The organism is Brevibacterium spongiae (assembly GCF_026168515.1).
Lineage (GTDB): Bacteria > Actinomycetota > Actinomycetes > Actinomycetales > Brevibacteriaceae > Brevibacterium > Brevibacterium spongiae.
This window is the reverse complement of sequence record NZ_CP093443.1, coordinates 1,861,176-1,885,476: the sequence shown is the minus strand read 5'-3', so window position 1 is coordinate 1,885,476 and position 24,301 is coordinate 1,861,176. Positions and strand designations below refer to the sequence as shown.

Here is a 24,301-nt window from a genome sequence, read left to right as displayed (position 1 = left end):
AGCTCTGTGGATCTGTGGTGTCCGCTGGGGACGGGTGGTGCGCCGGGTCCGGTGATCAGTCGAAGTTCGGGCCCTGGTCGCGGGTGCGCTTGAGTTCGAAGAACCCGGGAGTCGACGCGACGGCGAGCACGCCGTCGAAGAGTCGGCCTGCATCTTCGCCCTTCGGGGCCGGGGTCACGACAGGTCCGAAGAATGCGGTGCCCGCGACTCGGCAGATCGGGGTGCCGACGTCATCGCCGACCAGAGCCAGGGCCTCATCATGGGAGGCCCGGAGCGCCTGGTCGTAGTCGTCGGTCTCTCCGTACTTCATGAGCTCGGCCGGCAGACCCACCTCGGCGAGGGCTTCTGAGACTGCCTTCTCGAAGTCCTGCTCTCCCCCCGGGTGGATGCGGGTGCCGATCGCGGTGTAGAGCGGTTCGGCGATCTCTTCGCCGTGCTCGGCGATCGCAGCGGTGACGATGCGCATGGGAGCCAGTGCCCGGTCCATCAGCGCGCGGTAGTCGTCAGGGATGTCCTTGTCACGGTTGAGGAAGTTCAGGCTCATCGGGTGGAACTTCACCTCGACGTCGCGCACCTTGGCCACTTCGAGGCCCCAACGGGAGGTCATCCACGCCCACGGGCAGGCCGTATCGAACCACAGATCAAGTGTTTCCTTGCTCACTGTCTCTCCTCTTTCGTTCGGTCGCGGGCACCCGCAGTAGGCTGCCCGACGTTGCGCTGTTCAATCTACCAAGGCCGTCCGGGTGCGGGGAACGCGGTCGAATCGCGGTCATCGTCACCGAGATCCTTGCCGGATGACACGTCCATGAAAGAATGACCGAGTACACCCGGTTCCCGAAGCGAAGGTCGCCACACTGTGCCGCAATACAACCTCACCCGCGAAGAAGCCCGCGAGCGTTCCGCCATCGTGGACGTCACGAGCTATGATCACACCCTGATCCTCACGGGAGTCGGTGAGAGCTTCCGCGTCCGCTCGCGAATCCGCTTCACCGCGGTGCCGCATTCTTCGACGTTCATCGACGCCATCACGGCCGATGTCGATCGTGTGCGCCTCAACGACGTCGACCTCGACCTCGCCGAGGTGGTCGGACCGGCCCGCATCGAACTGCCGGGTCTGGCGGCCGAGAACGAACTCATCGTCGATGCCCGCTTCTTCTATATGAACACCGGTGAGGGTCTGCACCGCTTCGTCGACCCGGTCGACGACGAGATCTACCTCTACTCCCAGTTCGAGGTCCCCGATGCTCGTCGCGTCTTCCCCGTCTTCGAGCAGCCGGACATCAAATCCCCCTTCTCCTTCACCGTCGTCGCGCCCGAGAAGTGGACCGTCGTCTCGAACTCGCCGACTCCGACGCCCGGCGATCCGAAGGAGACCTTCACCGAGCTTCAGGAAGAGCCCATCGACGGCATGGCCGTGTGGCAGTTCGCGCCGACGACGCCGATCTCCTCCTATATCACCGCCGTCATCGCCGGTCCCTATCGGTCCGTGCATTCGACGCTGACGTCCTCGGACGGCTCGATCGTGCCTTTGGGCCTGTACTGCCGGGCATCGCTGCTCGAGCATCTCGATTCCGACAAGCTGTTTCGCATCACGAAGGCGGGCTTCGAGTTCTTCGAACGGGAGTTCGGAGTCTCCTACCCGTTCGAGAAGTACGACCAGCTCTTCGTCCCCGAGTTCAATGCCGGAGCGATGGAGAACGCCGGTGCCGTGACGATCCTCGAGAACTATGTGTTCCGATCGCGCCCGACCGAGGCTCTGGTCGAACGGCGCACTGTGACCATCCTCCACGAACTCGCCCACATGTGGTTCGGCGACCTGGTGACCATGCGCTGGTGGAACGACCTGTGGCTCAATGAGTCCTTCGCGGAGTTCATGTCGACGCTGGCCACCGCCGAAGCGACGGAGTTCGCCGACGCCTGGACCACGTTCGCCACGATCGAGAAGTCCTGGGCGTACCGGCAGGACCAGTTGCCGAGCACCCACCCGATCGTGGCGCCGATTGAGGACCTCGCCGATGTCGAGGTGAACTTCGACGGCATCACCTACGCCAAGGGCGCCTCGGTGCTCAAGCAGCTCGTGGCCTGGGTCGGGCGGGACGAGTTCTTCGCCGGGCTGAAGGCCTACTTCGACAAACACGCGTGGGCGAACACTGAGCTGTCCGACCTCCTCGACGAACTCGAAGCCACCTCGGGGCGGGATCTGGCCCGCTGGTCGCAGCTGTGGCTCGAGGAGTCCGGCGTCAACCTGCTCGAAGCCGTGGTCGAGACCGAGTCCGACGCCGCGGCAGGTGCAGCCGGTGAGATCATCACGAGTCTGCGGGTCACGCAGCGTCCCTGGGAGATCGACGGTCAGCCCATCCCGTCGCTGCGACCACACCGTCTGGCCGTCGGCTTCTATTCCGAATCCGAGACCGGTCGCCTGGTGCGGACCCACTCGTTCTCCCTCGACATCGATGCGGACTCCGCCGAGGTGTCCGAGGCCGAGGGTCTGCCCCGACCGGATGTCATCGTCGTCAATGACGCCGATCTCAGCTACGCGAAGGTCCGCTTCGACGACCGCAGCATGGACACCGCTGCCACGCGCCTGAGCGACTTCGACGATTCGCTCACGCAGCTGCTCGTCCTCGCCACCCTCTGGGACGAGGTTCGAGACGGCGAACGGCCAGTCCATGACTACATCGACACCGTCACCGCTCATCTGGCAGCGATCACGCACTCGTCGGGTCTGCTCACGCAGATGCGTCAGCTCGACACCGCGGTCTCCGCCTACCTGCCCCCGCAGCAGCGCGAGGAGATGCATGCTCGGCTGGCCGACCGCTTCCTCGAGCTGCTCGACACCGTGGACGAAGGCGCCGACCAGGCGTTCCAGTTCGTCCAGGGCTTCGTCAAACACGCGACCACGCCGGTTCAGCTCGACCGGCTGCGGGTTTGGCTGCGGCCCGAGACTGAGAAGGTCCACGGAATCGCCATCGACACGGACCTGTCCTGGGACATCCTCGTTGCGCTGAGCGCCCACGACGCTGCCGATGAGGCCGCCATCGAAGCGATGAGCCGCAAGGATCCCAGTGCCACCGGTGTTCGCCGTGCCGCGACCGCTCGTGCGTCCCGACCGACGACGGACGCAAAATCGTGGGCGTTCACCCGCCTCGTCGACGACGCGGATCTGCCGAACTCGGAACTCGGTGCCCTGGCTCTCGGATTCGCCGCGGGTCTGCAGACGGACTCGGGAGACGACATCGCCGCGGCGCCTCCGCTGCGCCCCTTCGCCGATGAGTACTTCGCACGCGTGGCCGGCTGGTGGGAGACTCGCACCCTGGAGATGGCGCAGACGATGACTCTGCGCCTGTTCCCTTCGGTGAGTTCCGCCACAGTCGAGGCCACCCGACGCTGGCTCGATGAGCACCCGTCTGCGCCAAAGGGCCTGCTGAGGCTGATGCGGGAGAATCTCGCCGATGCCGAACGGTCGCTGCGGGTTCAGCAGGTGTCCAGCGCTTCCAAGGGATCATTGAACCTCGACCGCTAGTCTCGGAGGAATCATGACTTCTGACGCAATGGAATCAACTGTTCAAGCTGCAAGTGACTTCGACTGGTCGTTCCTGCTCGGTGCCCCGCTGCGGATCACCGTCATCATCATCGGCGCCATCGTCATCAATCTCATCGTGCGTCTGTTCATCCGCCGGTTCACCACCGCGGTTGCCAAGGGCACGGTCGGGAGCGAGAAGGCCGAGGGCGCCGGGCTGGCCAAGTTCTCGTCCACGGCACTGGAAGCGCAGCGCACCGGAATCGATCAGCAGACGATCAAGGAACGCCGCGCGCAGCGAGCGAAGACCGTCGGACGGATGCTGTCGTCTGTGACGACGATCCTGCTCAGCGCGATCGCAGCGCTGATGATCCTCGATGCCCTGAACTTCAACATCGCCCCGATCCTCGCATCGGCCGGTATCGCCGGTGTCGCCATCGCCTTCGGTGCCCAGGAGCTCGTTCGCGACTACCTGTCCGGCTTCTTCATCGTCATCGAGGACCAATACGGCATCGGTGACACCGTCGACCTCGGCGAGGCTGTCGGAGAGGTCGAGGATGTCGGCCTGCGCCGCACCCAGGTGCGCGACCTGACGGGAACTCTGTGGCATGTGCGCAATGGTGAGATCCTGCGCGTGGGCAACCTCTCCCAGGGCTGGGCTCGCGCCGTCCTCGACATTCCCATCGACTACCGCACCACGATGGACGACTTCCGGGAGATGACGGAGGAGATCACACGCACGCTGCGGCAGGATCACGAGATCAACAAGGCGATGCTTGAGAACCCGGAGATCGCCGGTGTTCAGTCGCTGTCCGGTTCGTACCGCGTCATCCGCACGATGATCAAGACCAAACCGAACCAGCAGTGGCTGGTCGAGCGTGCTTTCCGCGCCGCGCTCATGACCGAGCTGGCCAAGCGGGGCGGACAGATCGGCATGGTGCAGGAGACGGTTCTGCGCACTCTGCCCGATGCCGAGGAAGCAGACTCGGCGAAGAAGTCTGCGGGCTCGTCGGACCAGAGAAACAAGAAGGCCACCGTCGGCGCCGCATCGACCGCACGCTCGAAGACGGCTGCTGCCGATGAGAAGCCCTCGTCGCTGCCCAGCGACGATGAGATCCGCAGCACCGTCCAGGAAGACTCCCCGAGCGAAGGATCAGACGATGACGCAGACAGCTGACGGTTCGGTATTCGCCGCCGTCGGGGGCCATGAGACCTTCAGCCGCCTCGTCGATGTGTTCTACCAGCACGTCGACGCGGATGCTCAGCTTATCGCGATGTACCCGGACGGTCATGAACTCGAGGGAGCGAAGCATCGCCTGCAGACGTTCCTCGAACAGTACTTCGGCGGCCCGTCGACGTATCAGGAGGAGAGGGGGCATCCGCGGCTGCGAATGCGGCATTTCGACTATCCGATCGACTTCGACGCCCGTGACCGGTGGCTGCGGTGCATGCGTGCAGCTCTCGACGATGTCGGTCTGGCTCCGCTCTATGACGAGATGTTCTGGGACTACTTCCAGCGCGCCGCGACTGCGATGGTGAATTCGGCGAATCCGAACATCCGCTGAACCGGCACCGGATCAGCCGCGGATGCGCGTGAGCAGGTGTCCGCCCGGGGCGACGAGTCGCAGCCATCCCCCGGACTCCATGACGGTCAGCTTCTGCTCGTCATCGCGTCCTGCTGCGGGAACGAATCGCAGCGCGGTCGCTGCGAAGGCGAGTCCGCTGGGCACAGCCGTACCCTCATCGCCGGTCATCTCCCGCGACCAGACCCGTGACCTCAGCGCCTTGACCGCGTGCGCGCCTGATCCCGTCGGTGCTCCGGTGCTGATCTCTTCGACGCCCTGCGCAGCCGCTTCGTGCAGGCTGCCCACCGAGATCGTGTCCGCCGGCTCCCAGCTGCGGCGCGGAGGGGCGATACCCGTCCAGGACACGAGCACTGAATTCGGCGGCACAGGCAGAGACGTCCCGTTCTCTTCCCGAGCGAACCGGTCGAGCAGATTCGACAGCGGCACCGCTTCGTCCAGTCCGTCGAGTTCGGAATTGTGCAGGCGCAGCGTGCGCATCGCCAGGACCAGCGGCGTCGAATCGCCCAATCCGTGTGGGAACAGCGGTGCCACTGTGGCCGCGAGTACGTCGGAGACGACCTGCAGACGCATCGCACCATCGGAATCGGCACGATGGGCCAGAGAGGTGAAGGAGGCGAGGTCGCGCATCGCCAGCGGGTCGGCGATCTGCAGGGCCGTCATCGGCGAGTCCTGCGCAGCGGAACCGGGGTGCCGAGGACGGATTCCATGGCGGTGATCTCGGAATCGCTGAGGCGGCGCGGATGTCCGCTGGCGATGTCGATGAAGACGACGACGGTCTCAGCGACCGTGTACTCCTGGGAACCGTCCGGTTCGCAGATGACATAGCCCACCGTCACCGAGGCGGCCTTGACCTCGCTGATGACGAGATCGACAGCGATGGGCCCGGTCCGATAAGGGATCGGTCGCCGATATTCGATCGCGTGAGAGGCCACGAGCAGTTCGGTCGTCGCCGAGGCATCGGCGAAGACCGTGGGGATCTCCACTCCGCTGACCATGTCCGCCACACCATGACGGCCGGGGGTCGTCGGTGCATCGGAGCTGTGGGTGGGCGAACCCAAGGCCCGCACACGCGCCTCTTCGAGCAGCTTCAGCTGGGTGACGTTATTGACGTGCCCGTAGGCGTCCATATCACCCCATCTCAGCTCCAGCAGTACACGGGTGAAGTCGGTGAGAATCGGGTCGGTGGCGCCTGAGTGCATGCCTCCCATCATGCCACCTTCCTCCGCCCGGTGCCGCACGCGATAGGATCGTGACTCGTACGCACACAAGTCACCGGCACCGCAGGGAGAGAGCTATGACCGACGAAGCACCCACCGAGGCCGAAGCGAATGTGGCCCAGCTCCATGAGCTCCTCGATCTGCAGCGGCTCGAGTTCACATCGGCATCGAGCGAAACGGACTTCTTCGTCGGCCACAGCCAATACAAGCCCGATGGTCGGGTCTTCGGCGGTCAGGTGTTGGCACAGTGCGTGATCGCGGCGGCACAGACTCTTCCCGCCGACCGGCTCATCCACTCCCTGCACGGCTACTTCCTGCGCGCCGGAGACGTCAGCGAACCGATCGAGTTCGGTGTCGAACGCCTGCGCGACGGCCGTTCGTTCTCCGCCCGGCGGGTGCACGCCTACCAGAAGGGCGCGCCGATCCTCTCGCTCAGCGCCTCGTTCCAAGATCAGCAGCCCGGCCTCGAACACGCCGAGAAGATGCCTAAGGGACTGCCGGGACCCGAGGACTGCCCGGAGCTGCTCGACTACATCGGCGACAGCGATTCCGCGATGGTCACCGATTGGCTGCGCAAACGGCCCTTCGAGTTCCGTCCTGTCGAGCCTTCGCTGCGCACTTCGGGAGTCTCCGATCCGTCGATCACCGAGGAGCACACCTGGTTCCGCGCCAGCGCACCCTTCGGCGACGACCCGGTTCTCAATGCCGCGGCCCTCGCCTATGCCAGCGACTTCAATCTCCTCGAACCGGTCCTGCGACAGCACAGGCTGACATGGGAGACTCCCGGCCTGCGGGTGGCCAGTCTCGATCACGCCATGTGGTGGCACAGCCCCATCAGGGTCGACGAGTGGATGCTCTATGTCCAGGAATCACCGGCCGCCCAGGGCGGACGCGGACTCGGCTACGGACGGATCTTCGCCCAGGACGGCACTCTTCTGGCTACGGTGGCACAAGAGGGCATGGTGCGGGTCAAGGAGACTCGGTGAAGAAGGGATCCGCGAACAGCAATCCGACGATGATGGACGTCATCGGCACCATCCTGAGCCGCCTGGTGAACGTGGCGCTGTTCATCGTCATCGCGATCCTCACTCTTGCCGCCCTCAACGGCAGAACCGACCTGCATCTCGGACTCTGTGCCGTACTGTCGATCGTCAGCGGCCTCGTCGGCACGGTCCTCATCCGGCTTCTGCTGAAGGGGATCGGGGCGCTCGGAGCCCGCAGCTCCTCCCAGCCCTGAGCAGATACTGAAGTGCCCCCGGTCGTGATGACCGGGGGCACTGTCCCAACGCGCCGGCGGCAGCCGCCGGTGGTGCTCAGTCGCGGGTGAGGCGAATCAGTCGCGGGTGAGACGTCGATGCGTGACGCGGTGCGGCCTGGCCGCATCTTCGCCGAGGCGCTCGACCTTGTTCTTCTCATAGGCTTCGAAGTTGCCTTCGAACCAGTACCACTTCGCGGGGTTCTCTTCGGTGCCCTCCCACGCCAGAATGTGTGTGGCGACTCGATCAAGGAACCAGCGGTCGTGCGAGACGACCACGGCACAGCCGGGGAACTCGAGAAGTGCGTTCTCCAAGGAACCCAGGGTTTCGACGTCGAGGTCGTTCGTGGGCTCATCGAGCAGCAGAAGGTTTCCGCCCTGTTTGAGAGTCAGCGCCAGGTTGAGGCGATTGCGCTCACCGCCGGAGAGGACACCGGCCTTCTTCTGCTGGTCAGGACCTTTGAATCCGAACGCCGAGACGTAGGCGCGCGAAGGCATCTCGACCGCTCCGACGTGGATGAAGTCGAGACCGTCGGAGACGACCTCCCACAGTGACTTGTCGGGGTCGATGCCGCCACGGGACTGATCGACGTAGGAGATCTTCACTGTCTCGCCGACCTTGAGGTCGCCGCCGTCGAGCTCCTCGAGACCGACGATCGTCTTGAACAGTGTCGACTTACCCACACCGTTGGGGCCGATGACGCCCACGATGCCGTTGCGCGGCAGGGAGAAGCTCAGATCGTCGATGAGCTTGCGCCCGTCGAAGCCCTTTTCGATCTTGTCCGCTTCGATGACGACATCGCCCAGGCGCGGACCGGCAGGAATCTGGATCTCTTCGAAATCGAGCTTTCGTGTCTTCTCGGCCTCAGCCGCCATCTCCTCATAGCGAGCCAAGCGGGCCTTGGACTTCGTCTGCTTCGCCTTCGGATTCGACCGCACCCATTCGAGTTCGTCCTTCAGCCGCTTGGCGAGCTTCGCGTCCTTCTTGCCCTGGACCTGGAGACGTTCGCGCTTCTTCTCCAGGTAAGTCGAGTAGTTGCCTTCATAGGGGTAGAGGTGACCGCGGTCGACCTCGGCGATCCATTCGGCGACGTGATCAAGGAAGTACCTATCGTGCGTGATCGCGATGACGGCACCGTGGTATGACTTCAGGTGCTGCTCGAGCCACAGCACCGATTCCGCATCGAGGTGGTTCGTCGGCTCGTCGAGGAGCAGCAGGTCGGGCTTTTCCAGCAGCAGCTTGCACAGTGCCACGCGGCGGCGCTCACCGCCGGAGAGCACAGAGACATCCGCGTCCGGCGGCGGACAGCGAAGGGCATCCATGGCCTGTTCGAGCTGGGAATCGAGATCCCAGGCATCGGCGGCGTCGATGGCTTCCTGCAGTTTGCCCATCTCTTCCATGAGAGCGTCGAAGTCCGCATCGGGACTCGCCATCTCCTCGGAGATCGCGTTGAAGCGATCGATCTTCGCTTTGATCTCTCCGACGCCTTCCTCGACATTGCCGAGGACGGTCTTCTCTTCGTTCAGAGGCGGTTCCTGCAGGAGGATGCCCACGGAGTACCCGGGGCTGAGCCGAGCCTCACCGTTCGAGGGCTGCTCAAGTCCCGCCATGATCTTGAGGATCGTCGATTTGCCGGCGCCGTTGGGGCCGACCATACCGATCTTCGCTCCCGGATAGAACGACATCGATACATCGTCGAGGATGACTTTGTCACCGTGCGCTTTGCGCGCCTTGTGCATGGTGTAGATGAATTCGGCCATAGTGCTCTCAGGCTATCGTTTCCGCGCACTCAAGCGTTAATTGACGCTCAGCCGCCGCCCAGCGACGGGGCCTCGCCCGAGGAGTCTCCGCCTTCGGACGAACCCGAGGTTCCTTCGGATGAGCTCGATGAGGTTCCGCCGTCTCCGGATGTGCCTTCCGCGTTCGAGGATCCTTCGCTGCCCGAGGTGCCTGATCCGCTGTCGGAACCGGTCGAGTCCTCGGTCGGCTGCGGACTCTCGGTCGGTCCGTCGGCGCCGTTGATGTCCTCGCCCGGCAGGTGGCCCTTGCCGTTGGAGTCGCCGTCGTCGTCGCGCTTCTCACCCTTGGGAGCCTTGACGCCCTTCGGCCGGTCGACCTCGCCGAACAGGCATGAGCCCGTCGACTCCGTCGGCTGCACGAGCTCGGCCGTGGCCTTACCCGATCGGATCTCTCCGATGACACAGCCTTTGTCGGTCTTGACGCCGAACATCTTCGACGGCACCTCGTTGCCGAGCGGTGAGGCGTCGAGGGTGGCCTCGAGCTGGTCTTTGTCGTAGCCGGCGTCGAGCATCGTGGTGAAGAACTTCTTCGACGAGGGCACAGACTCTTTGTCACCGGTGATCGGTTTGAGCGCCTTGAGCACCTTGTCGACCTCTGCCACTGGAGTGGCCTGCGTCTTCTTCGGTTCGGGTTGGGAATCATCGCTGCCGAACCCCAGAAGAGAACAGCCCGACAATGCCAGAGTCAGTGCTGCGGCACTCAGCACAGGAACGAGACGCATCTACAACCTCGGCAGGAGGGGACGGTTGACAGTCTCACTTTAGCCGATCGGGGCGGCAATCGGCGTCAGCGAATCGATCAGAACGGAGCGGCCGCGGCTGCGGTCTTCGCTGCGATCGCAGCATCGTCTGCGCCGGATCCACGCGTATCATCCGCGAATTCGCCGGCAGTGTCGGCGCCTTCGTCACCGGTTGTCCCGTTCGTGTCGGCGCCTTCGTCACCGGTCATGCTGTTCGTGTCGGATGAGGCAACGGTGGTGTGGGATTCGTCGGCACCGCGGTACCCGCCCGCCTCGGCACTCGGTGTGGTCGAACCGGTCTCATCGGTATCGGACACAGCACTGCCGAGCGCGCCCCAGCCTCCGGCTTCGGTCCCCTCGGTGTCCGTTGCCGCCTTCTTCGTCGGATTCTCCGCACGGTCCTGCCCCTTGGCCCTCCGGTAGTGCGCTGTCCCATAGCGCAGGTCGGGACCGATGTGATCGGCGACCACGGTCGGCGCGATGCCACTGCGTTCGTCGGTCTCCCATTCCCGGTTTCTCAGACTTCCGGAGACGATGACTGCGGTGCCTTTGCGCAGTGACATCGAGGAGTTGCTGGCGAGGTCACCGTAGGAGTCGACCCCGAACCAGGAGGTGCCGTCGTCGAGGAATTCTCCTGTCGCTCTGTCCACTCTCCAGTGGTTGACGGCCAGGCGGAAGGACGCGCAGGCTCGTCCGGACGGCAGGGTGCGGGCAGTGGGGTCTGTGGCGATGGTGCCCGTGACGGTGATCGGAATGGCGGACATCGGTGTCTCCTTGTCATCTGCAGGGCGGCGCGTCGTGGTCGGCGGCCGCGTGGTCCTCCAGAAAGCCCGAAGCCGCCTCGCCTCGTCCAGAGACGAACCAGGCCCTGTGGATGGAGTCTTTCCATCCACAGGGCCTGGGAGTCCGAGTCGCAGCCGATGTGCGCCGAAGTCTCACCCGAGCAGTTCGTATGCCTTCCGATGCTCGGCGATCACTCGCTTCACAGGTTCGAGGTAGGAGCTCTGGGCGACGTGACCGACTGCGTCCCGCAGTCTGCCGTCAACCTCGTCGGCGGCCTCCCGTGCCCCTCTGTTCCGCGCCGACTTGGCCATCAGGGAGGTGATCACGGAGCCGATCACACCGAGGACGAGCAGGCCGATGCTCACCACCCAACACCATGTCGGCAACGTTCCCGATCCGATCGCCGCGACGAGCGCAGAGGCGACCACGCCGATGATTCCGATGATCGTGGCGATGAAGAAGACGATCTGCAGAGTATTCGCAAGCGACCACCAGCCAGGAGTCCGGCGGGTGATCTCCACAGCCGTGACGGCCGAGTCGAGATTGTCGGAGAGTTCGTCGGTGCTTCTCTTCTCAGCTGCTGCAGCGTCGTTCTGCCACGCACGCGGCATCGTCGACACCGACTCGGTGATCAGCTCGTGGGCCATCAGACGCACATGAGCACTCTGCGCTTTGGTGGTCGCCGGAACCGAAGCGCGAACGAGTTCGTCACGATCCTGCCCGTGTTTGGCCCCGAGCGGGTCCGGAGCATTGCGCTGCATCCACGCCAGAACCGGATAGCCGGTCTTGCGATAAGCGCGGCGAATGTAGTCGTCGTGCACGGTCTGCGCAACGGCTTCGACACCAGCAGCATCAGACATCGTCTCGACGAGGCGGGACGCGCCCGGCAGCTCGTCGGGTGGGGCCACCGGTTCGCCGAGCTCCTTCCGGATCCGCTTGGCCATGGACTGCATGTCCGCCAACAGACGTTCGGCTGCGGCATCGTTCGAGTCGACGGTGTCGGCGAGGATGCTGCGCAGCTCAGGGATGCCCTCCCGGGTCACGGCGGACGAGATGCGCACGTTCGTCTCTCGCAGACCGTCCTCCTGAAGCAGCTGCGCCAGATGATCAGACGCCGCCTTCTGCTCTTCGACGCTGAGCTTGTCGATCTGGTTGAGGACCACGACCATGTTCGCGCTGTTCTCAGCCAGCTTCGTCAGATAATCCGAATGCAGGGAGAAGTCGGCGTACTTCTGCGGGTCGACGACCCAGAACACCACGTCGACGAGTCCGACCAGGCGATCGGATTCGACACGATGGGCGACCGCGGTCGAATCGTGGTCGGGCAGGTCGAGGAGGATGAGTCCGTGAAGGCGACGCTGATCGTCACCGTCAAGGGCCGATTCACGCCAGGTGCGGCTGCGTTCGGGAACATGCAGCCAATCGAGAACGTCGTTTCCCCCATCGCCCCAGACACACGCCGTCGGGCGTGAGGTCGTCGGTCTCCGCACCCCGACGCGGGCGATGTCGAGACCGGCAACCGCGTTGAACAGCGAAGATTTGCCCGAACCAGTCGAACCCGCGAAAGCCACGACCGTGAAGTCCTCCCCCAGGCCGAGTCGATCTTCGGCCCGGTCGAGAAGATTCTGGGCATCGGTGCGCACTTCACCGGCAAGTTTGCCGTCGTCAAGTGACAGCGAATGCCGGATGCCTTCGGCCAAGCGTCGGATCTCGGTCTGTGCAGAACTATTCACAATGCCACCTCAAGTCGTTCACCGGACGAGCGCAGAGCACCCGCTTGCCGCGCCGGTACCGCGGATAGTCTCAGAGCGTTGTCGAACGGCGTCCGGCAGCCTCTCACGATTCCCGTCGCAGCATCGAGGAATCGTTGGCGGACGGAAGCGATGATCCCTGCTGCTTCGGTTTCACCGAAGATCGTCTCGGCCAGGTTGACGGCGACGCCTGCACCGTGACGGGAATTCTGCTCCGGGCCGGCAGACTGCTCCGAATCCCAGAACGTCGCATATTCGACGACCGCACAGACCCCCGCGACTCCGAATGAGAGGATCCGGGCCTTCGACTTCTTCCCCTGCCCGATGTCGCGCACCAGGGCGTTCACGTCATCCGACCAAGCGCTGACGGCGGACTTCACGGCGTCTTCGAGCCCATCGGCGACGTGTCGCAGCTCGGCCTGGTCATCGATGAGAGCGGCGCCTGCCGCGGTGTTGCGCCACTCGGCGTTGACATCGTCGACCACCGCGATCGCCTGTTCGCGCAGCGACACTGCGGCGCTGCGCAGGATCGCGATGTGCAGCGGGGTCGCTGCATCGTGTTTTCCGGTCACTGCCGCGGAGATGCGGTCGCGCATCCGCGCCATCGTCGGTTCGAGACCGCGGAACAGCTGCCCGGTGCCCACGAAGTCCTGCCACCGGGCATTCACCTCGCCGTGGAGCACGCGGCCGTCCGAGAACACTTCACCCAACCGTGCGTCAGCGGCACGGAAGCTCTGCTCGAGAGAAGTCGCCAGTGCGGCATGGGCTTGCTCCTGCGACTGCGCGTAGTCGGCGAGATCGCGCACACGGGCGGGCAGCGCAGCGACCGCGCCGGAGAGAGTTCGCGTACGGATGCGCTCCAGAGACGTGCCTTCCGCACCGACCTGGGCGACCCAGGACCGGATCGGATAGATCGCCGAATGCGGCAGCAGGCCGTCCTCGAGTTCGAGCTCGGCCACGGAGAAGATAGGCGAGTTGGCCAGCCCGGCATCCGAGAGCAGGCTGGACAGATGGTGCCGGACTTCGCGATTGGCCTCGGGCGGCACCCGGTCGAGCACGATGGCGACGGAGGTGCTGCGGTTCGCGGCCGTCTTCAGCAGATTCCATGGCGCGGCATCGGCGTAGCGGTTGGCCGTGGTCACAAACAGCCACAGATCCGCGCTGAGCAGGGTCCGCCGGGACAGGGCGCGGTTCGATTCAGAAATGGAGTCGATATCCGGGCAGTCGAGAATCGCCGTGCCGGCTGTGATGTTCTCATCAGCGATCATGACGACTCCGGGCACAGTTGACTCAGGGTCTGCGCTGCGTGGCAGATCCGGCAGATAGTGCTCGGACTCGAAGAACCTCGCGTCGGCGGGGTTGAAGATGACGACCGGATTTCCCGTCGTCGGACGACGCACTCCCGCAGGGCTGACGGTCCGGCCCACGAGCGAGTTCACGAGAGTGGACTTCCCTGCACCGGTCGATCCGCCGACCGCGATGAGGAAGGGCGTCCGGGAGCTGTTGATCCGAGGCAGCAGGTAGTCGCCCAGTTCTGCGGTGAGCGCCGAGTGCGCGCCACGAGCGTCTGCGAAGTCATCGGTCCGCAATGGGAAGCGCGTCTCGGAGACGCGTTTGACGATATCGTTCAGCGCTTGGCCGACGGGCGGCGTCACGGCACTCTTGCTCTCTGTCATCACGCTCCCACTCTCTATGTTTTCCCAGCTCGCCTCCAATTGCCACGCCGTATCGGGGCCGAATTGCTCACATGGCAGCGGACTCACTGAGAACAGCCGACAGCGACAGCAGCGACGGACGTCTGATGAGTCTCGTCGGCATCGGCGCGACTCAGCGCCATTCAGCCCGATTCAGCGCGGATGGCAGGGACGGGGGAAGACAGCGGAAGCGCCCCCGGCGGGGCTCGAACCCGCGACCTACCGCTTAGAAGGCGGTTGCTCTATCCCACTGAGCTACGGAGGCTCAAACATCGTAACCGATGCCCGAACGAGAACAGAAAGCGGCCCCGGGCCGGCGCACCATTGTGGTCCGCTCCCCCACCCGAGGCCGCTTCGACGAATCGGGGGCTCAGTGGAGGCGCGCCGCCCGTTCCAGGGATTTGCGCACTGTCGCGAAGGCCACCACTACCGCTCCTGCCATCGCAAGGATGACAGCGACCGCCTCGATTCCGAAGGCGAAGTCGACGATGATCGGAAAGAACCCGGCCAGCATGAAGCCCAGCAGAGCCACCAGTGTCAGCCCAGTGGCGATCGAGAAGTATCTTGCACCGTTCATTGTTCATCTCCTTCTTCCGTTGGAAAAAGGTTAGCCCCAGAAGTGACTCATGTCACTGGGAATCCCGTGGAAATTCGGATCAGTTCTCTGCGCGCTCTTCGATGGCTGCTTCCAGACGCTCGAGTTTTCCGTCGATCTCGCCGGTGTACCCCGGTCGGATATCGGCCTTGATCACCAGGGAGACCCGGGTGCCGAACTGGCCGACAGCCTCAGTGGCTTCCTTGATGACGCCGAAGACCTCATCCCATTCGCCCTCGATGGTCGTGAACATCGAATCGGTTCGATGCGGCAGGCCTGAGCGCCGGACGATGTCGACCGCCGCGGCCACGGCATCGTGGACCGAGGCATCCGGCTGTTCTCCCCCGCTGGGAGCTACTGAGAATGCTGCGAGCATGTGATTCTCCTTCCTTGGCTCAGCGGCGGGCAGTCCTCGGACCACCCGCCGCTGTTGCCGAACTCGGCTGGATCAGTCCTGAGCCGGCACGTTGATGATGAGCGAATCGCCCTGGCCCCCGCCGCCGCACAGTGCGGCGATGCCCGACCCGCCGCCTCGGCGCTGGAGTTCGAGAGCCAAGGTCAGGACGATCCGGGCTCCGGAGGCACCGATCGGATGTCCGAGTGCAACGGCACCTCCGTTGACATTGACCTTGTCGATGTCGACGCCGAGGTCCTTCGAGCTGGCCAGGCCGACAGCGGCGAAGGCTTCGTTGATCTCGTAGAGGTCGAAGGAGTCAGGCGCCACGCCTTCGCGTTCGGCGGCAGCCTTGATCGCCTGCGACGGCTGGTGCTGCAGGGTCGAATCCGGACCCGCGGTCCACGCATGGGAGCGGATCTCAGCGAGGATCGGGGCGCCGAGCTCTTCGGCCTTCTCACGCGACATCACGACGACGGCGCAGGCGCCATCGGAGATCTGCGAGGCGTTGCCGGCCGTAATGGTTCCGTCCTTGCGGAACGACGGACGCAGCTTGGACAGAGACTCAGCAGTCGTATCGGTGCGCACTCCCTCGTCTGCCGAGACCGTGACATCTCCCTTGCGCGAGCTGATGGTCACCGGCACGATCTCATTGTCGAATGCGCCGGACTGCTGTGCCTGCGCCGCCCGCTGGTGAGACCGCGCAGAGAACTCGTCCTGCTCGGTGCGCGAGAACTCACGGTCCCCGGCGTTCGCGTCCTCGGTGAGTCCGCCCATCGCCTGGTCGGTGAAGGCATCCCAGAGTCCGTCGTAGTCCATATGGTCCTTGACGACGACATCGCCGTATTTGTAACCGGACCGCGACTTCATGAGCATGTGCGGGGCCTGGCTCATCGATTCCTGGCCTCCGGCCACGACGACATCGTATTCACCGGCACGCACGAGCTGCGCAGCCTGAGTGATCGTATTGATTCCCGACAGGCACAGCTTGTTCACGGTCACGCCGGGAACCGACATCGGGATCCCGGCCTGGGCGGCCGCCTGACGGGCAGGACCCTGACTGTTGCCGGCCTGCAGCACCTGGCCCATGATGACGTAGTCGACAGCGCTGCCTTCGATCCCGGCACGTTCGAGCGCTCCGGCGATGGCCTTCGCGCCGAGGTCGACGGCGCTGAGCTTCGACAACTCTCCCTGCAGTCGCCCGAACGGGGTGCGGGCTCCGGCGACGATCACTGCATCAGCCATTTTTCCTCCTCGGATCTTCGCGCCCGGACTCTGTCCCGGCACGTATGCTTCTCGTCACCCGACAGCCTAGTCGAGTCGACTGTGGCCTTCGTCACGGGGTCCGCTCACAGGCGCCGCAAGACCGTGTCCACACCTGAGAATTCGCACCCAACACTCATGGAGTCTCCGTTAGAGTAGGACGAGGACAGACCAGAACACCCCCTTTCCGAGACGACAGGAGTTCGCTTCAGTGACGCCAGCCGAAGAATTCCGCACAGCGATGCGCGGCTACGAGAAGAGTGAAGTCGATTCGCGTCTGCAGCAGCTGCGCACCGAAGTCGAATCGGTCCGCAAGGCGCTTGCCGATGCACGCAGCCAGGTCATCAATGCGGATCGCGCGAAACTCCAGATCGCCGGAGAGCTCTCGGAGGCCAAGGCTCAGCTGAAGAAAGCGGCCAACGACAACGCCGAGGCATCGGGCCCTCCCGGAAGCCGCATCGACCACCTGCTCAAGATCGCCGAATCCCAGGCTCGCGAGACCCTGGCTCAGGCCAATTCCGATGCTGAGACGATTCGGAACAAGGCTCGCGCCGAGGCAGCTTCTGCACGCGCTCGGATGCACACCGAGAGCAACGACACCCTGTCCAATGCACGATCGGAAGCCGATGCGATCACCTCCTCGGCCGAGCTGCGGGCCGAAGAGACGATCAAGGCTGCTGAGAAGCGAGCCGCTGAGCTCACGGCCAGCACCGAACGTGAGACCAAACAGGCGAAGGAAGACAACGAGGCGGCAGCCAAGGAGTCACGCGAAAGCCTCGATCTCGAGCTCTCGGAACTGCGTGCGACAGCAGAGAAGGACGCCGCCGATCTGCGGGCCGAGGCCAAGACCGAAGCCGAAGAGCTGGTCGCGACCGCGCAGGCGCAGGCCGACGAGCTGCTTGCAGCGGCGAAGGCTCGCGACGAAGCGTCGAAGAAGGCCGGCAATGATTTCGATGTCGAGCTCGCTGCCAAACGCAAAGAGGCAGAGTCCGAGCGCAAGAAGCGCTATGAGCAGGCGCAGGCCGAGAACAAGAAGCTCGTCGAAGAAGCTCAGGCCCGTGCCGGCAAGGCCGATGCCGACGCCAAGGAGGCGGCAGAACGCGCCGAGAAGACACGCACCGATGCTGTGAAGAAGGCCGACGAGATCATCGCCGATGGCAAGTCCCGTGCGCAGACGCTCATCGCCGAAGCCCGTGCCACGGCCGAAGCGACCATCGAGGAATCGGCGGCCGAGGCCAAGCGCAATGTCGCTTCAGCGCAGTCCCAGGTCGACCTGCTGACCAAGCAGCGCAAGACGATCACCGCCCAGCTCGATCAGCTGCGGTCGCTCTTCGCTATGCCCGGTGTGATGGGCGGCGACGCTGTGGATCCTGCGAAGGCCGAATCCGCCTCGCACGCCACCGAGCAGATCGCCGACGGCCAGGAGCTCGAAGACCTGCTGGCCGAGGACGACACGGTGGAGACATCGACAGACAAGAATGCTGCAGACTCTGCCGACAGCACCTCCGCAGCCTCGAAACCGGCGACGGCCACCGGCTCCGCAGGCACTGGTGAGAAGAAGTCCGGGACGAAGGGCTCCGCAGCGGAGTCCGGGTCCAAGATAGAGGGGACGGACTCGTCCGCCTCGAACGTCAAGCCGAACGAAAGTTCCTCGTCCGCCCAGTCGGGACAGCCGAAGCAGTCGGGCCAGTCCGGTCAGCCGAAGCAGTCGGGCCAGTCCGGACAGTCGGCCCCGTCCGGTCAGTCCGGTCAGGACAACGCCTCCGAACCGACACAGGGGAAGAACGAGAAGCTGCCGAACGGAGCCACCGACGAGGACACCATCTCCATCGATGCTCAGGTCTCGGGTACCGACAAGAACAACGCGAACAAGAACAAGACGGCTCGTTCACGCAATTCTCTGCGCTGACTGAGTCCAGCTCGGTCACGGCTGCGAACCGAGAAGAGTCTTGAAGGGCGAATGAGGAAGGGTCCCGCTTCGGCGGGGCCCTTCCTCATGTTCCCGCTGATCAGCTCTGGCTGCTGATCAGCTGTGATTGCTGGCCGACTGTGATTGCTGGCGAACTGCGTCTGCTGGTCAGCGGAAGCGGTCGAAGCAGCGCGGATGCCAGTGGCGTCTGCTCTCGACACCGATTTCGATTCCGTGCCGAGCTTCCTGCCGCCACGCGACGACATGGCCCGATGCTGCGCTGACATCTCTGCCGCAGCCGGGACAGACGTAGACCTTTCCGGAATCATTGCCCTTCACCGTCTGTACGGACCAGGTTCCGTCCGACAGCGACCGGCTCGTCCGCATGCCTGCGGTGGTCTCCGACAGGTCACGCGGCTCCCGCTGCCATTTGTTCTTGCGACGCGAAGATGACGATCGTGGCATTGGGCCATTGTCTCACGTAGGCTGGTCCGCGTGCGTCTTGTCATTGCCGAATGCTCTGTTGATTATGCCGGTCGTCTGACCGCCCACCTGCCGATGGCCACCCGCCTCATCATGCTCAAGTCCGACGGGTCCATCCTCATCCATTCCGACGGCGGATCCTATAAGCCGTTGAATTGGATGACTCCCCCGTGCACGATCAGACATCTCGAACCTGATGCCGAACAGGCGGAGGCGGGTCTGACCGAGCTGTGGGAAGTCTCGCAGACGAAGACCGGGGACCGCCTCGTCATCTCCATTGCGAAGATCATCGCCGACGACACCTACGAATTCGGTGTCGATCCCGGACTTGTCAAGGACGGCGTCGAAGCGCATCTCCAAGAGCTGCTGGCCGAGCACATCGAGACCCTCGGACAGGGATACAGCCTGGTCCGTCGCGAATACATGACGGCGATCGGTCCCGTCGACATCCTCGCCCGAGACCCCGAGCGGACGTCGGTGGCCGTCGAGATCAAACGTCGTGGCGACATCGACGGAGTCGAACAGCTCACCCGGTATCTCGACCTGATGAACCGGGATCCGCGGCTCAGCCCGGTCCACGGTGTCTTCGCTGCACAGGAGATCAAACCGCAGGCCCGCACACTCGCCGAAGACCGCGGCATCCGCTGCGTCGTCCTCGACTATGATGCGCTGCGCGGAATGGACGATCCCGACTCCCGACTGTTCTGAGCAGTCTTGAGGACTGTGCTGTACTGACCACGGACAAAGAAGGCGCCTCCTCCAGGAGGCGCCTTCTGCGTCGTTCTGAGTCCGTGGATTGCCGGCTGTATACAGCCATTCCTCCCCGCTGGCTACTCGAAGCTGAGCACGTCGGGTTTCTCCACGCGTTCGATGTCGACGCCGAGTCCGCGCAGATTCGCCACGAAGTTCTCATATCCGCGTTCGATATGGTCGATTCCCGACACCTCTGTGACTCCCCCGGCACGCAGCGCGGCCATGACGAGGCCTGCACCAGCGCGGATGTCCGAGGCTTCGACTTCAGCACCGGACAAGCTCTCGACACCGGTGACGAGTGCGTGGTTGCCGTCGATGCGCACCTTCGCACCGAGGCGGGCGATCTCGTGGACGAAGCGCCATCTGGCCTCGAAGAGGTTCTCCGAGAGCAGACCGACGCCGTCAGCAACGGAATTCAGTGCGATGACGAAGGGCTGCAGGTCTGTGGGAAATCCGGGGAAGGGCATCGTCGCCACGCGAACCGGAAGGGGGCGCGTCGCACCGCGAACGCGAAAACCGTCACCGACGGTTCCGTCGCCGAGGCTGATGTTCGTCAGTTCTTCGACCGTCGCTCCGGAATCGCGGAGTTTCAATCCGATGTTCGGCATGAGTTCGAGTCCGACGCCCCGGACGGTGACGTCCCCGGCACTGAGCGCGGCACCGAAGGCGAATGTGCCCGCGACGATGCGATCGCCGACAGTCCGATGCTCCACCGGGTGCAGGGCATCAACGCCGGTGATAGTCAGTTCTGAGGTGCCGATGCCGTCGATCTGTGCACCCATCTCCACAAGCATTGTGCAGATGTCGACGATCTCCGGCTCCCGAGCGGCGTTCGAGATCGTGGTCGTTCCCTGCGCGAGGGTGGCCGCCATGACGAGGTTCTCGGTAGCGCCCACGGAGGGAAATTCGAGGACGATCTCGGTGCCGCGAAGCCCGTCAGGAGCTTCTGCCACGAAGTATCCGTGGTCGAGGTGGACAACGGCGCCGAGCGCTTCGAGACCGGCCTGGTGCATATCGAGCCCGCGGGAGCCGATGGCGTCGCCGCCGGGAAGCGCGACGTGGGCGGATCGCATGCGCGCAGTGAGCGGGCCCAGTACTGAGATGGAAGCGCGCATCGCACGGACGAGCTCGTAGTCGGCTTGGATTCCGACTTCAGCGGGAACGTCGATGCTCACGACACCGCCAGCGGGGTCATAGTCGACCTCACAGCCGAGGCGGACGAGGAGTTCGACCATGATGCGCACGTCGAGGATGGCCGGGACGTTCGTGATCGTCGTCCGTCCCACGGCGAGCAGACTGGCGGCCATGAGTTTGAGGACGCTGTTCTTTGCGCCTCGGACATCGACCACGCCGTTGAGACGGGCCGGGCCGGTCAAACGGAAGACATCCATCAGGTGAAACGTCCCATCGTCGGGTTGAAGCCGGGGGGTGAGGACTCAAGCCATGAAGCCATCGTCGACAGAGATTCGGTGTCCATCGCCAGGGACACGGATCTGGGGCGACCGTCGGCCTTGCCGTAGGAGCAGTCGACGACGACGGCGTCGGGCAGAACGGAGTACTGTTCGCCCGATGTGGGTTTGCGGCGGACCAAGATGTCGAGGTCGGCGCGCGGAAGTCTGAATGCTGCTCGTCTGGTGAGCGCGAAGACCGGGTACCAGTCCAAGGAGGCGACCGAGAACACAGCCACGCCCAAACGCCAACGTGGGCGAGAAGAATACTCCTCGCCCACGTTGATTGAGCAGTCAAAGGCACCCGAGAGCTTCGAGATCGACCTGCGTCGGATCGTCACGACGACGATCAGTGCAAGCGCAAGTCCTACCAACGAGAGCAGAACGATCAGCAGGACAGAAGGGTTCACGGTTGCCAGTGTAACCTGCAGATCAGAGAAGTTCGGCCTGATCAGCGGCAATGATCACACGGTTGTTCTCAACCGAGAGGAAGCCACCATCGGCCTTGACCCTGATGGTGTCCTCTCCGGGCGTGAGAATCCGCGCCTCGCCGTCGGCGACGACACCCAGCACGGGCTCATGGCCCGGCAGGATGCCGATCTCGCCGTCGAGGGTACGGGCGATGACGCGCTTGGCCTCACCGACCCATACCTCGCGATCGGCAGCCACGACATTCACTTCGAGTGTCGCCATGGCTTACTTCTGCATCTCTTCGTAGTTGCGCATGACATCGTCAAGACCGCCGACGTTGAAGAACGCCTGTTCCGGGATGTGATCGACTTCACCGGAGCAGATCTTCGCGAAGCCTTCGATCGTGTCGGCCAGCGGCACGGTCGAACCTGGAACCTGAGTGAACTTCTCAGCGGTGTAGGTGTTCTGCGAGAGGAACTGCTCGATGCGGCGAGCACGGTGGACGACGAGCTTGTCCTCTTCACCGAGTTCGTCGACGCCGAGGATCGCGATGATGTCCTGCAGCTCCTTGTTCTTCTGCAGAATCGCTTTGACCTCGTTGGCCACGCGGTAGTGCTCGTCACCGACGATCAGCGGATCGAGGATGCGCGAGGACGAGGCCAGCGGGTCGATAGCCGGGTAGAGACCGCGCGAGGCGATGTCACGGCTGAGCTCGGTGGTCGCGTCGAGGTGGGCGAAGGTCGTCGCCGGAGCCGGGTCCGTGTAGTCATCGGCCGGAACGTAGATCGCCTGCATCGACGTGATCGAGTGACCACGCGTCGAGGTGATGCGCTCCTGCAGCAGACCCATCTCGTCAGCCAGGTTGGGCTGGTAGCCCACGGCCGAGGGCATGCGACCCAACAGGGTCGAGACCTCGGAGCCGGCCTGGGTGAAGCGGAAGATGTTGTCGATGAACAGCAGCACGTCCTGGTTCTGCACATCGCGGAAGTACTCCGCCATGGTCAGCGCCGACAGCGCCACGCGCAGACGGGTGCCTGGCGGCTCATCCATCTGGCCGAACACGAGTGCGGTGTCCTTGAAGACGCCGGCCTCGTCCATCTCCATGATGAGGTCGTTGCCCTCACGGGTCCGCTCTCCCACACCGGCGAACACCGAGGTGCCCGAGTGGTTGTGCGCGATACGGAAGATCATCTCCTGGATGAGCACGGTCTTGCCGACACCGGCACCACCGAACAGGCCGATCTTTCCACCCTGGACATAGGGGGTCAGGAGGTCGATGCTCTTGATGCCGACTTCGAGGATCTCGGTCTTGGACTCGAGTTCGTCGAAGGCCGGAGCCGGACGGTGGATGGGCCACCGCTCGGAGATCTCCAGCTCCTCGCCGTCGGCGAGGTTGAGGCAGTCACCGGTGGTGTTCCACACGTGGTGCTTGGTCACATCGCCGACCGGCACCGAAATCGGTGCGCCTGTATCGACGACTTCCTGACCGCGGACGAGTCCGTCGGTCGGCTGCAGCGACACGGCGCGGACGAGTCCGTTGCCCAGGTGCAGACCGACCTCGAAGGTCAGCTTCCTGGTTCCCTCGGACAGGTCCACTGACGTGGTCAGTGCGTTGTAGATCTCAGGCACGGAGTCGAGCGGGAACTCGATGTCGACAACCGGGCCGATGACTCGGGAAATCCGGCCGAGGGCAGTGCCCTGTGCCGGAGAGGTTTCCGTTGCTGTGGCAGTCATGGTCTCTTTCTCTCTGCTCTCGCCGGTCAGTCGCCGGCTGCCGATGCCGCGAGGGCATCCGCCCCACCGACGATCTCGGTGAGTTCCTGGGTGATTTCCGCCTGGCGAGCCGTGTTGGCCAACCGGGTGTAGGTCTTGATGAGATCATCCGCGTTGTCTGTGGCCGTCTTCATCGCTGCCTGACGTGATGCCTGTTCCGAGGCCGAAGCGCTCAGCAGGGCCGACAGGATGCGCGAATCGATGTACCGCGGCAGCAGTGCGTCGAGGACGGCCTCTGCGCTCGGTTCGAACTCATAGAGAGGGAACGCGGGCGCGTCGGTCGAACCTGCGGACTGTCCGCCCGTCGTCGCCTCATCGGCGTCGACGACCTCCAGCGGCAGCAGTCTCCGGTACTCCGGATCATGTGTGACGCTGGAGACGAACTTCGTGAACACGATGTAGATCTCATCGACACCCGAGTCCTCGGACTCCGGATCGAAGTTCTCCAACAGAGCTTCGCCGATCTCGCGTGCGACCTCAGCCGTCGGATTCTCGGAGATTCCTGTCCAAGACTTCTCGATCTTGCGATCGCGGAAGGTGTAGTAGTTCTTGGCCTTGCCTCCGACCGTGAAGAGCTCCACATGCTTACCTTCGCCTTGGAGAAGGCGAACGAGTTCCTCGGCCTCACGCAACAGGTTAGCCGAGTAGGCACCGGCGAACCCGCGGTCCGGACCCATCACGAGCACTGCGGCCCGTTTGACGTTGTCCGACTCGGTGGTGAGCACATGATCGACGTTCGACTCGCTGGCCACCGCCGAAACGGCCCGGGTGAGGGCGTTCGCGTACGGGCTGGCGGCCTGCGAACGGGCAATTGCCTTCTGAATCCGCGAAGCAGCGATGAGCTCCATCGCCTTGAAGATCTTCCTCAAGGACTGAGTCGAGCGGATCTTCTGTTTGAAGACCCTCTGCTGGGCTCCCATCAGTTC

The 24,301-nt window shown here is 64.1% G+C and carries 24 protein-coding genes and 1 tRNA gene; 7 read left to right on the top strand and 18 right to left on the bottom strand.

Features of this window, described 5'->3' with window-relative positions:
• Window positions 1-55: 55 nt before the first annotated feature.
• On the bottom strand, window positions 56-661 hold the full coding sequence (locus L1F31_RS08495; protein WP_265420208.1) for a mycothiol-dependent nitroreductase Rv2466c family protein: 606 nt from the start codon (window positions 659-661) through the stop codon (window positions 56-58).
• A gap of 195 nt (window positions 662-856) precedes the next feature.
• Between L1F31_RS08495 and pepN the strand changes: the two genes are divergently transcribed.
• The 3 genes from pepN to L1F31_RS08480 are packed head-to-tail and all read left to right on the top strand — an operon-like array spanning window position 857 to window position 5,085.
• Window positions 857-3,523, top strand: a complete 2,667-nt coding sequence (gene pepN, locus L1F31_RS08490) for an aminopeptidase N (RefSeq protein WP_265420207.1) — start codon at window positions 857-859, stop codon at window positions 3,521-3,523.
• Window positions 3,524-3,536: 13 nt separating this feature from the next.
• Window positions 3,537-4,697 (top strand): mechanosensitive ion channel family protein, encoded by a 1,161-nt coding sequence (locus L1F31_RS08485; RefSeq protein ID WP_265420206.1) that lies wholly within the window; start codon window positions 3,537-3,539, stop codon window positions 4,695-4,697.
• Window positions 4,681-5,085, top strand: a complete 405-nt coding sequence (locus L1F31_RS08480; RefSeq protein WP_265420205.1) for a globin — start codon at window positions 4,681-4,683, stop codon at window positions 5,083-5,085. Before L1F31_RS08485 ends, L1F31_RS08480 begins: the two co-directional genes overlap by 17 nt.
• Window positions 5,086-5,097: 12 nt before the next feature.
• Here the strand turns inward: L1F31_RS08480 and L1F31_RS08475 are convergent, their stop codons facing one another.
• Window positions 5,098-5,766, bottom strand: coding sequence for a DUF8185 domain-containing protein (locus L1F31_RS08475; protein WP_265420204.1), 669 nt, complete (start codon window positions 5,764-5,766; stop codon window positions 5,098-5,100).
• Complete coding sequence (locus tag L1F31_RS08470; RefSeq protein ID WP_265420203.1) at window positions 5,763-6,305, bottom strand: acyl-CoA thioesterase; 543 nt, start codon at window positions 6,303-6,305, stop codon at window positions 5,763-5,765. The genes L1F31_RS08475 and L1F31_RS08470 overlap by 4 nt, the downstream gene beginning before the upstream one ends.
• 95 nt (window positions 6,306-6,400) lie before the next feature.
• Between L1F31_RS08470 and L1F31_RS08465 the strand changes: the two genes are divergently transcribed.
• A complete protein-coding gene (locus L1F31_RS08465) occupies window positions 6,401-7,309 on the top strand; it encodes an acyl-CoA thioesterase (protein WP_265420202.1) in 909 nt (302 codons plus the stop codon).
• Complete coding sequence (locus tag L1F31_RS08460; protein WP_265420201.1) at window positions 7,306-7,560, top strand: hypothetical protein; 255 nt, start codon at window positions 7,306-7,308, stop codon at window positions 7,558-7,560. The genes L1F31_RS08465 and L1F31_RS08460 overlap by 4 nt, the downstream gene beginning before the upstream one ends.
• A gap of 96 nt (window positions 7,561-7,656) precedes the next feature.
• Here L1F31_RS08460 and ettA read toward each other — a convergent pair whose 3' ends face one another.
• The 9 genes from ettA to L1F31_RS08415 form a co-directional block, all read right to left on the bottom strand.
• A complete protein-coding gene (ettA, locus tag L1F31_RS08455) occupies window positions 7,657-9,339 on the bottom strand; it encodes an energy-dependent translational throttle protein EttA (RefSeq protein WP_265420200.1) in 1,683 nt (560 codons plus the stop codon).
• Between the two features lie 47 nt (window positions 9,340-9,386).
• Window positions 9,387-10,100, bottom strand: a complete 714-nt coding sequence (locus tag L1F31_RS08450) for a DUF6993 domain-containing protein (RefSeq protein WP_265420199.1) — start codon at window positions 10,098-10,100, stop codon at window positions 9,387-9,389.
• Window positions 10,101-10,177: 77 nt separating this feature from the next.
• Window positions 10,178-10,882: a single-stranded DNA-binding protein gene (locus tag L1F31_RS08445; protein ID WP_265420198.1), complete on the bottom strand. Its 705-nt coding sequence runs from the start codon at window positions 10,880-10,882 to the stop codon at window positions 10,178-10,180.
• Between the two features lie 171 nt (window positions 10,883-11,053).
• Window positions 11,054-12,634, bottom strand: coding sequence for a GTPase (locus L1F31_RS08440; RefSeq protein ID WP_265420197.1), 1,581 nt, complete (start codon window positions 12,632-12,634; stop codon window positions 11,054-11,056).
• Window positions 12,631-14,328, bottom strand: coding sequence for a dynamin family protein (locus tag L1F31_RS08435; protein WP_265420196.1), 1,698 nt, complete (start codon window positions 14,326-14,328; stop codon window positions 12,631-12,633). The genes L1F31_RS08440 and L1F31_RS08435 overlap by 4 nt, the downstream gene beginning before the upstream one ends.
• 209 nt (window positions 14,329-14,537) lie before the next feature.
• A tRNA-Arg gene (locus L1F31_RS08430) sits at window positions 14,538-14,611 on the bottom strand.
• Window positions 14,612-14,716: 105 nt separating this feature from the next.
• Complete coding sequence (locus L1F31_RS08425; protein WP_265420195.1) at window positions 14,717-14,923, bottom strand: hypothetical protein; 207 nt, start codon at window positions 14,921-14,923, stop codon at window positions 14,717-14,719.
• A gap of 79 nt (window positions 14,924-15,002) precedes the next feature.
• The gene (locus L1F31_RS08420) at window positions 15,003-15,317 is read right to left on the bottom strand and encodes a thiamine-binding protein (RefSeq protein WP_265420194.1); all 315 of its coding nucleotides are present in this window, start codon (window positions 15,315-15,317) and stop codon (window positions 15,003-15,005) included.
• A gap of 72 nt (window positions 15,318-15,389) precedes the next feature.
• Entirely contained in the window at window positions 15,390-16,580 is a 1,191-nt protein-coding gene (locus tag L1F31_RS08415; protein ID WP_265420193.1) for an acetyl-CoA C-acetyltransferase, read from the bottom strand.
• Between the two features lie 229 nt (window positions 16,581-16,809).
• On the opposite strand from L1F31_RS08415, the gene L1F31_RS08410 reads away from it, so the two are divergent.
• A complete protein-coding gene (locus tag L1F31_RS08410; protein WP_265420192.1) occupies window positions 16,810-18,507 on the top strand; it encodes a cell division protein in 1,698 nt (565 codons plus the stop codon).
• A gap of 168 nt (window positions 18,508-18,675) precedes the next feature.
• On the opposite strand, the gene L1F31_RS08405 is transcribed toward L1F31_RS08410, so the two are convergent.
• Window positions 18,676-18,972 carry a hypothetical protein gene (locus L1F31_RS08405; RefSeq protein ID WP_265420191.1) on the bottom strand — a complete coding sequence of 99 codons (297 nt, stop codon included), beginning with the start codon at window positions 18,970-18,972 and terminating at the stop codon, window positions 18,676-18,678.
• 30 nt (window positions 18,973-19,002) lie between these two features.
• On the opposite strand from L1F31_RS08405, the gene nucS reads away from it, so the two are divergent.
• Window positions 19,003-19,698 carry an endonuclease NucS gene (gene nucS / locus L1F31_RS08400; RefSeq protein ID WP_265420190.1) on the top strand — a complete coding sequence of 232 codons (696 nt, stop codon included), beginning with the start codon at window positions 19,003-19,005 and terminating at the stop codon, window positions 19,696-19,698.
• A gap of 122 nt (window positions 19,699-19,820) precedes the next feature.
• Here nucS and murA read toward each other — a convergent pair whose 3' ends face one another.
• The 5 genes from murA to L1F31_RS08375 are packed head-to-tail and all read right to left on the bottom strand — an operon-like array spanning window position 19,821 to window position 24,295.
• The gene (murA, locus tag L1F31_RS08395; RefSeq protein WP_265420189.1) at window positions 19,821-21,134 is read right to left on the bottom strand and encodes a UDP-N-acetylglucosamine 1-carboxyvinyltransferase; all 1,314 of its coding nucleotides are present in this window, start codon (window positions 21,132-21,134) and stop codon (window positions 19,821-19,823) included.
• The gene (locus L1F31_RS08390) at window positions 21,134-21,601 is read right to left on the bottom strand and encodes a DUF2550 domain-containing protein (RefSeq protein ID WP_135538628.1); all 468 of its coding nucleotides are present in this window, start codon (window positions 21,599-21,601) and stop codon (window positions 21,134-21,136) included. The genes murA and L1F31_RS08390 overlap by 1 nt, the downstream gene beginning before the upstream one ends.
• Window positions 21,602-21,623: 22 nt before the next feature.
• Complete coding sequence (locus L1F31_RS08385) at window positions 21,624-21,884, bottom strand: F0F1 ATP synthase subunit epsilon (protein WP_101545515.1); 261 nt, start codon at window positions 21,882-21,884, stop codon at window positions 21,624-21,626.
• A gap of 3 nt (window positions 21,885-21,887) precedes the next feature.
• Window positions 21,888-23,336: a F0F1 ATP synthase subunit beta gene (gene atpD / locus L1F31_RS08380; RefSeq protein WP_265420188.1), complete on the bottom strand. Its 1,449-nt coding sequence runs from the start codon at window positions 23,334-23,336 to the stop codon at window positions 21,888-21,890.
• 26 nt (window positions 23,337-23,362) lie between these two features.
• Window positions 23,363-24,295: a F0F1 ATP synthase subunit gamma gene (locus L1F31_RS08375; protein ID WP_265420187.1), complete on the bottom strand. Its 933-nt coding sequence runs from the start codon at window positions 24,293-24,295 to the stop codon at window positions 23,363-23,365.
• Window positions 24,296-24,301 lie beyond the last annotated feature (6 nt).

Bases quoted from the DNA above. Each gene is read 5' to 3' on its own strand.
- L1F31_RS08485 (WP_265420206.1), top strand. From the start codon at position 3,537: ATGACTTCTGACGCAATGGAATCAACTGTTCAAGCTGCAAGTGACTTC.
- L1F31_RS08480 (WP_265420205.1), top strand. From the start codon at position 4,681: ATGACGCAGACAGCTGACGGTTCGGTATTCGCCGCCGTCGGGGGCCAT.
- L1F31_RS08475 (WP_265420204.1), bottom strand. From the start codon at position 5,766: ATGACGGCCCTGCAGATCGCCGACCCGCTGGCGATGCGCGACCTCGCC.
- L1F31_RS08470 (WP_265420203.1), bottom strand. From the start codon at position 6,305: ATGCACTCAGGCGCCACCGACCCGATTCTCACCGACTTCACCCGTGTA.
- L1F31_RS08465 (WP_265420202.1), top strand. From the start codon at position 6,401: ATGACCGACGAAGCACCCACCGAGGCCGAAGCGAATGTGGCCCAGCTC.
- ettA (WP_265420200.1), bottom strand. From the start codon at position 9,339: ATGGCCGAATTCATCTACACCATGCACAAGGCGCGCAAAGCGCACGGT.
- L1F31_RS08450 (WP_265420199.1), bottom strand. From the start codon at position 10,100: ATGCGTCTCGTTCCTGTGCTGAGTGCCGCAGCACTGACTCTGGCATTG.
- L1F31_RS08445 (WP_265420198.1), bottom strand. From the start codon at position 10,882: ATGTCCGCCATTCCGATCACCGTCACGGGCACCATCGCCACAGACCCC.
- L1F31_RS08435 (WP_265420196.1), bottom strand. From the start codon at position 14,328: ATGACAGAGAGCAAGAGTGCCGTGACGCCGCCCGTCGGCCAAGCGCTG.
- L1F31_RS08425 (WP_265420195.1), bottom strand. From the start codon at position 14,923: ATGAACGGTGCAAGATACTTCTCGATCGCCACTGGGCTGACACTGGTG.
- L1F31_RS08420 (WP_265420194.1), bottom strand. From the start codon at position 15,317: ATGCTCGCAGCATTCTCAGTAGCTCCCAGCGGGGGAGAACAGCCGGAT.
- L1F31_RS08415 (WP_265420193.1), bottom strand. From the start codon at position 16,580: ATGGCTGATGCAGTGATCGTCGCCGGAGCCCGCACCCCGTTCGGGCGA.
- L1F31_RS08405 (WP_265420191.1), bottom strand. From the start codon at position 18,972: ATGCCACGATCGTCATCTTCGCGTCGCAAGAACAAATGGCAGCGGGAG.
- murA (WP_265420189.1), bottom strand. From the start codon at position 21,134: ATGGATGTCTTCCGTTTGACCGGCCCGGCCCGTCTCAACGGCGTGGTC.
- L1F31_RS08385 (WP_101545515.1), bottom strand. From the start codon at position 21,884: ATGGCGACACTCGAAGTGAATGTCGTGGCTGCCGATCGCGAGGTATGG.
- atpD (WP_265420188.1), bottom strand. From the start codon at position 23,336: ATGACTGCCACAGCAACGGAAACCTCTCCGGCACAGGGCACTGCCCTC.
- L1F31_RS08375 (WP_265420187.1), bottom strand. From the start codon at position 24,295: ATGGGAGCCCAGCAGAGGGTCTTCAAACAGAAGATCCGCTCGACTCAG.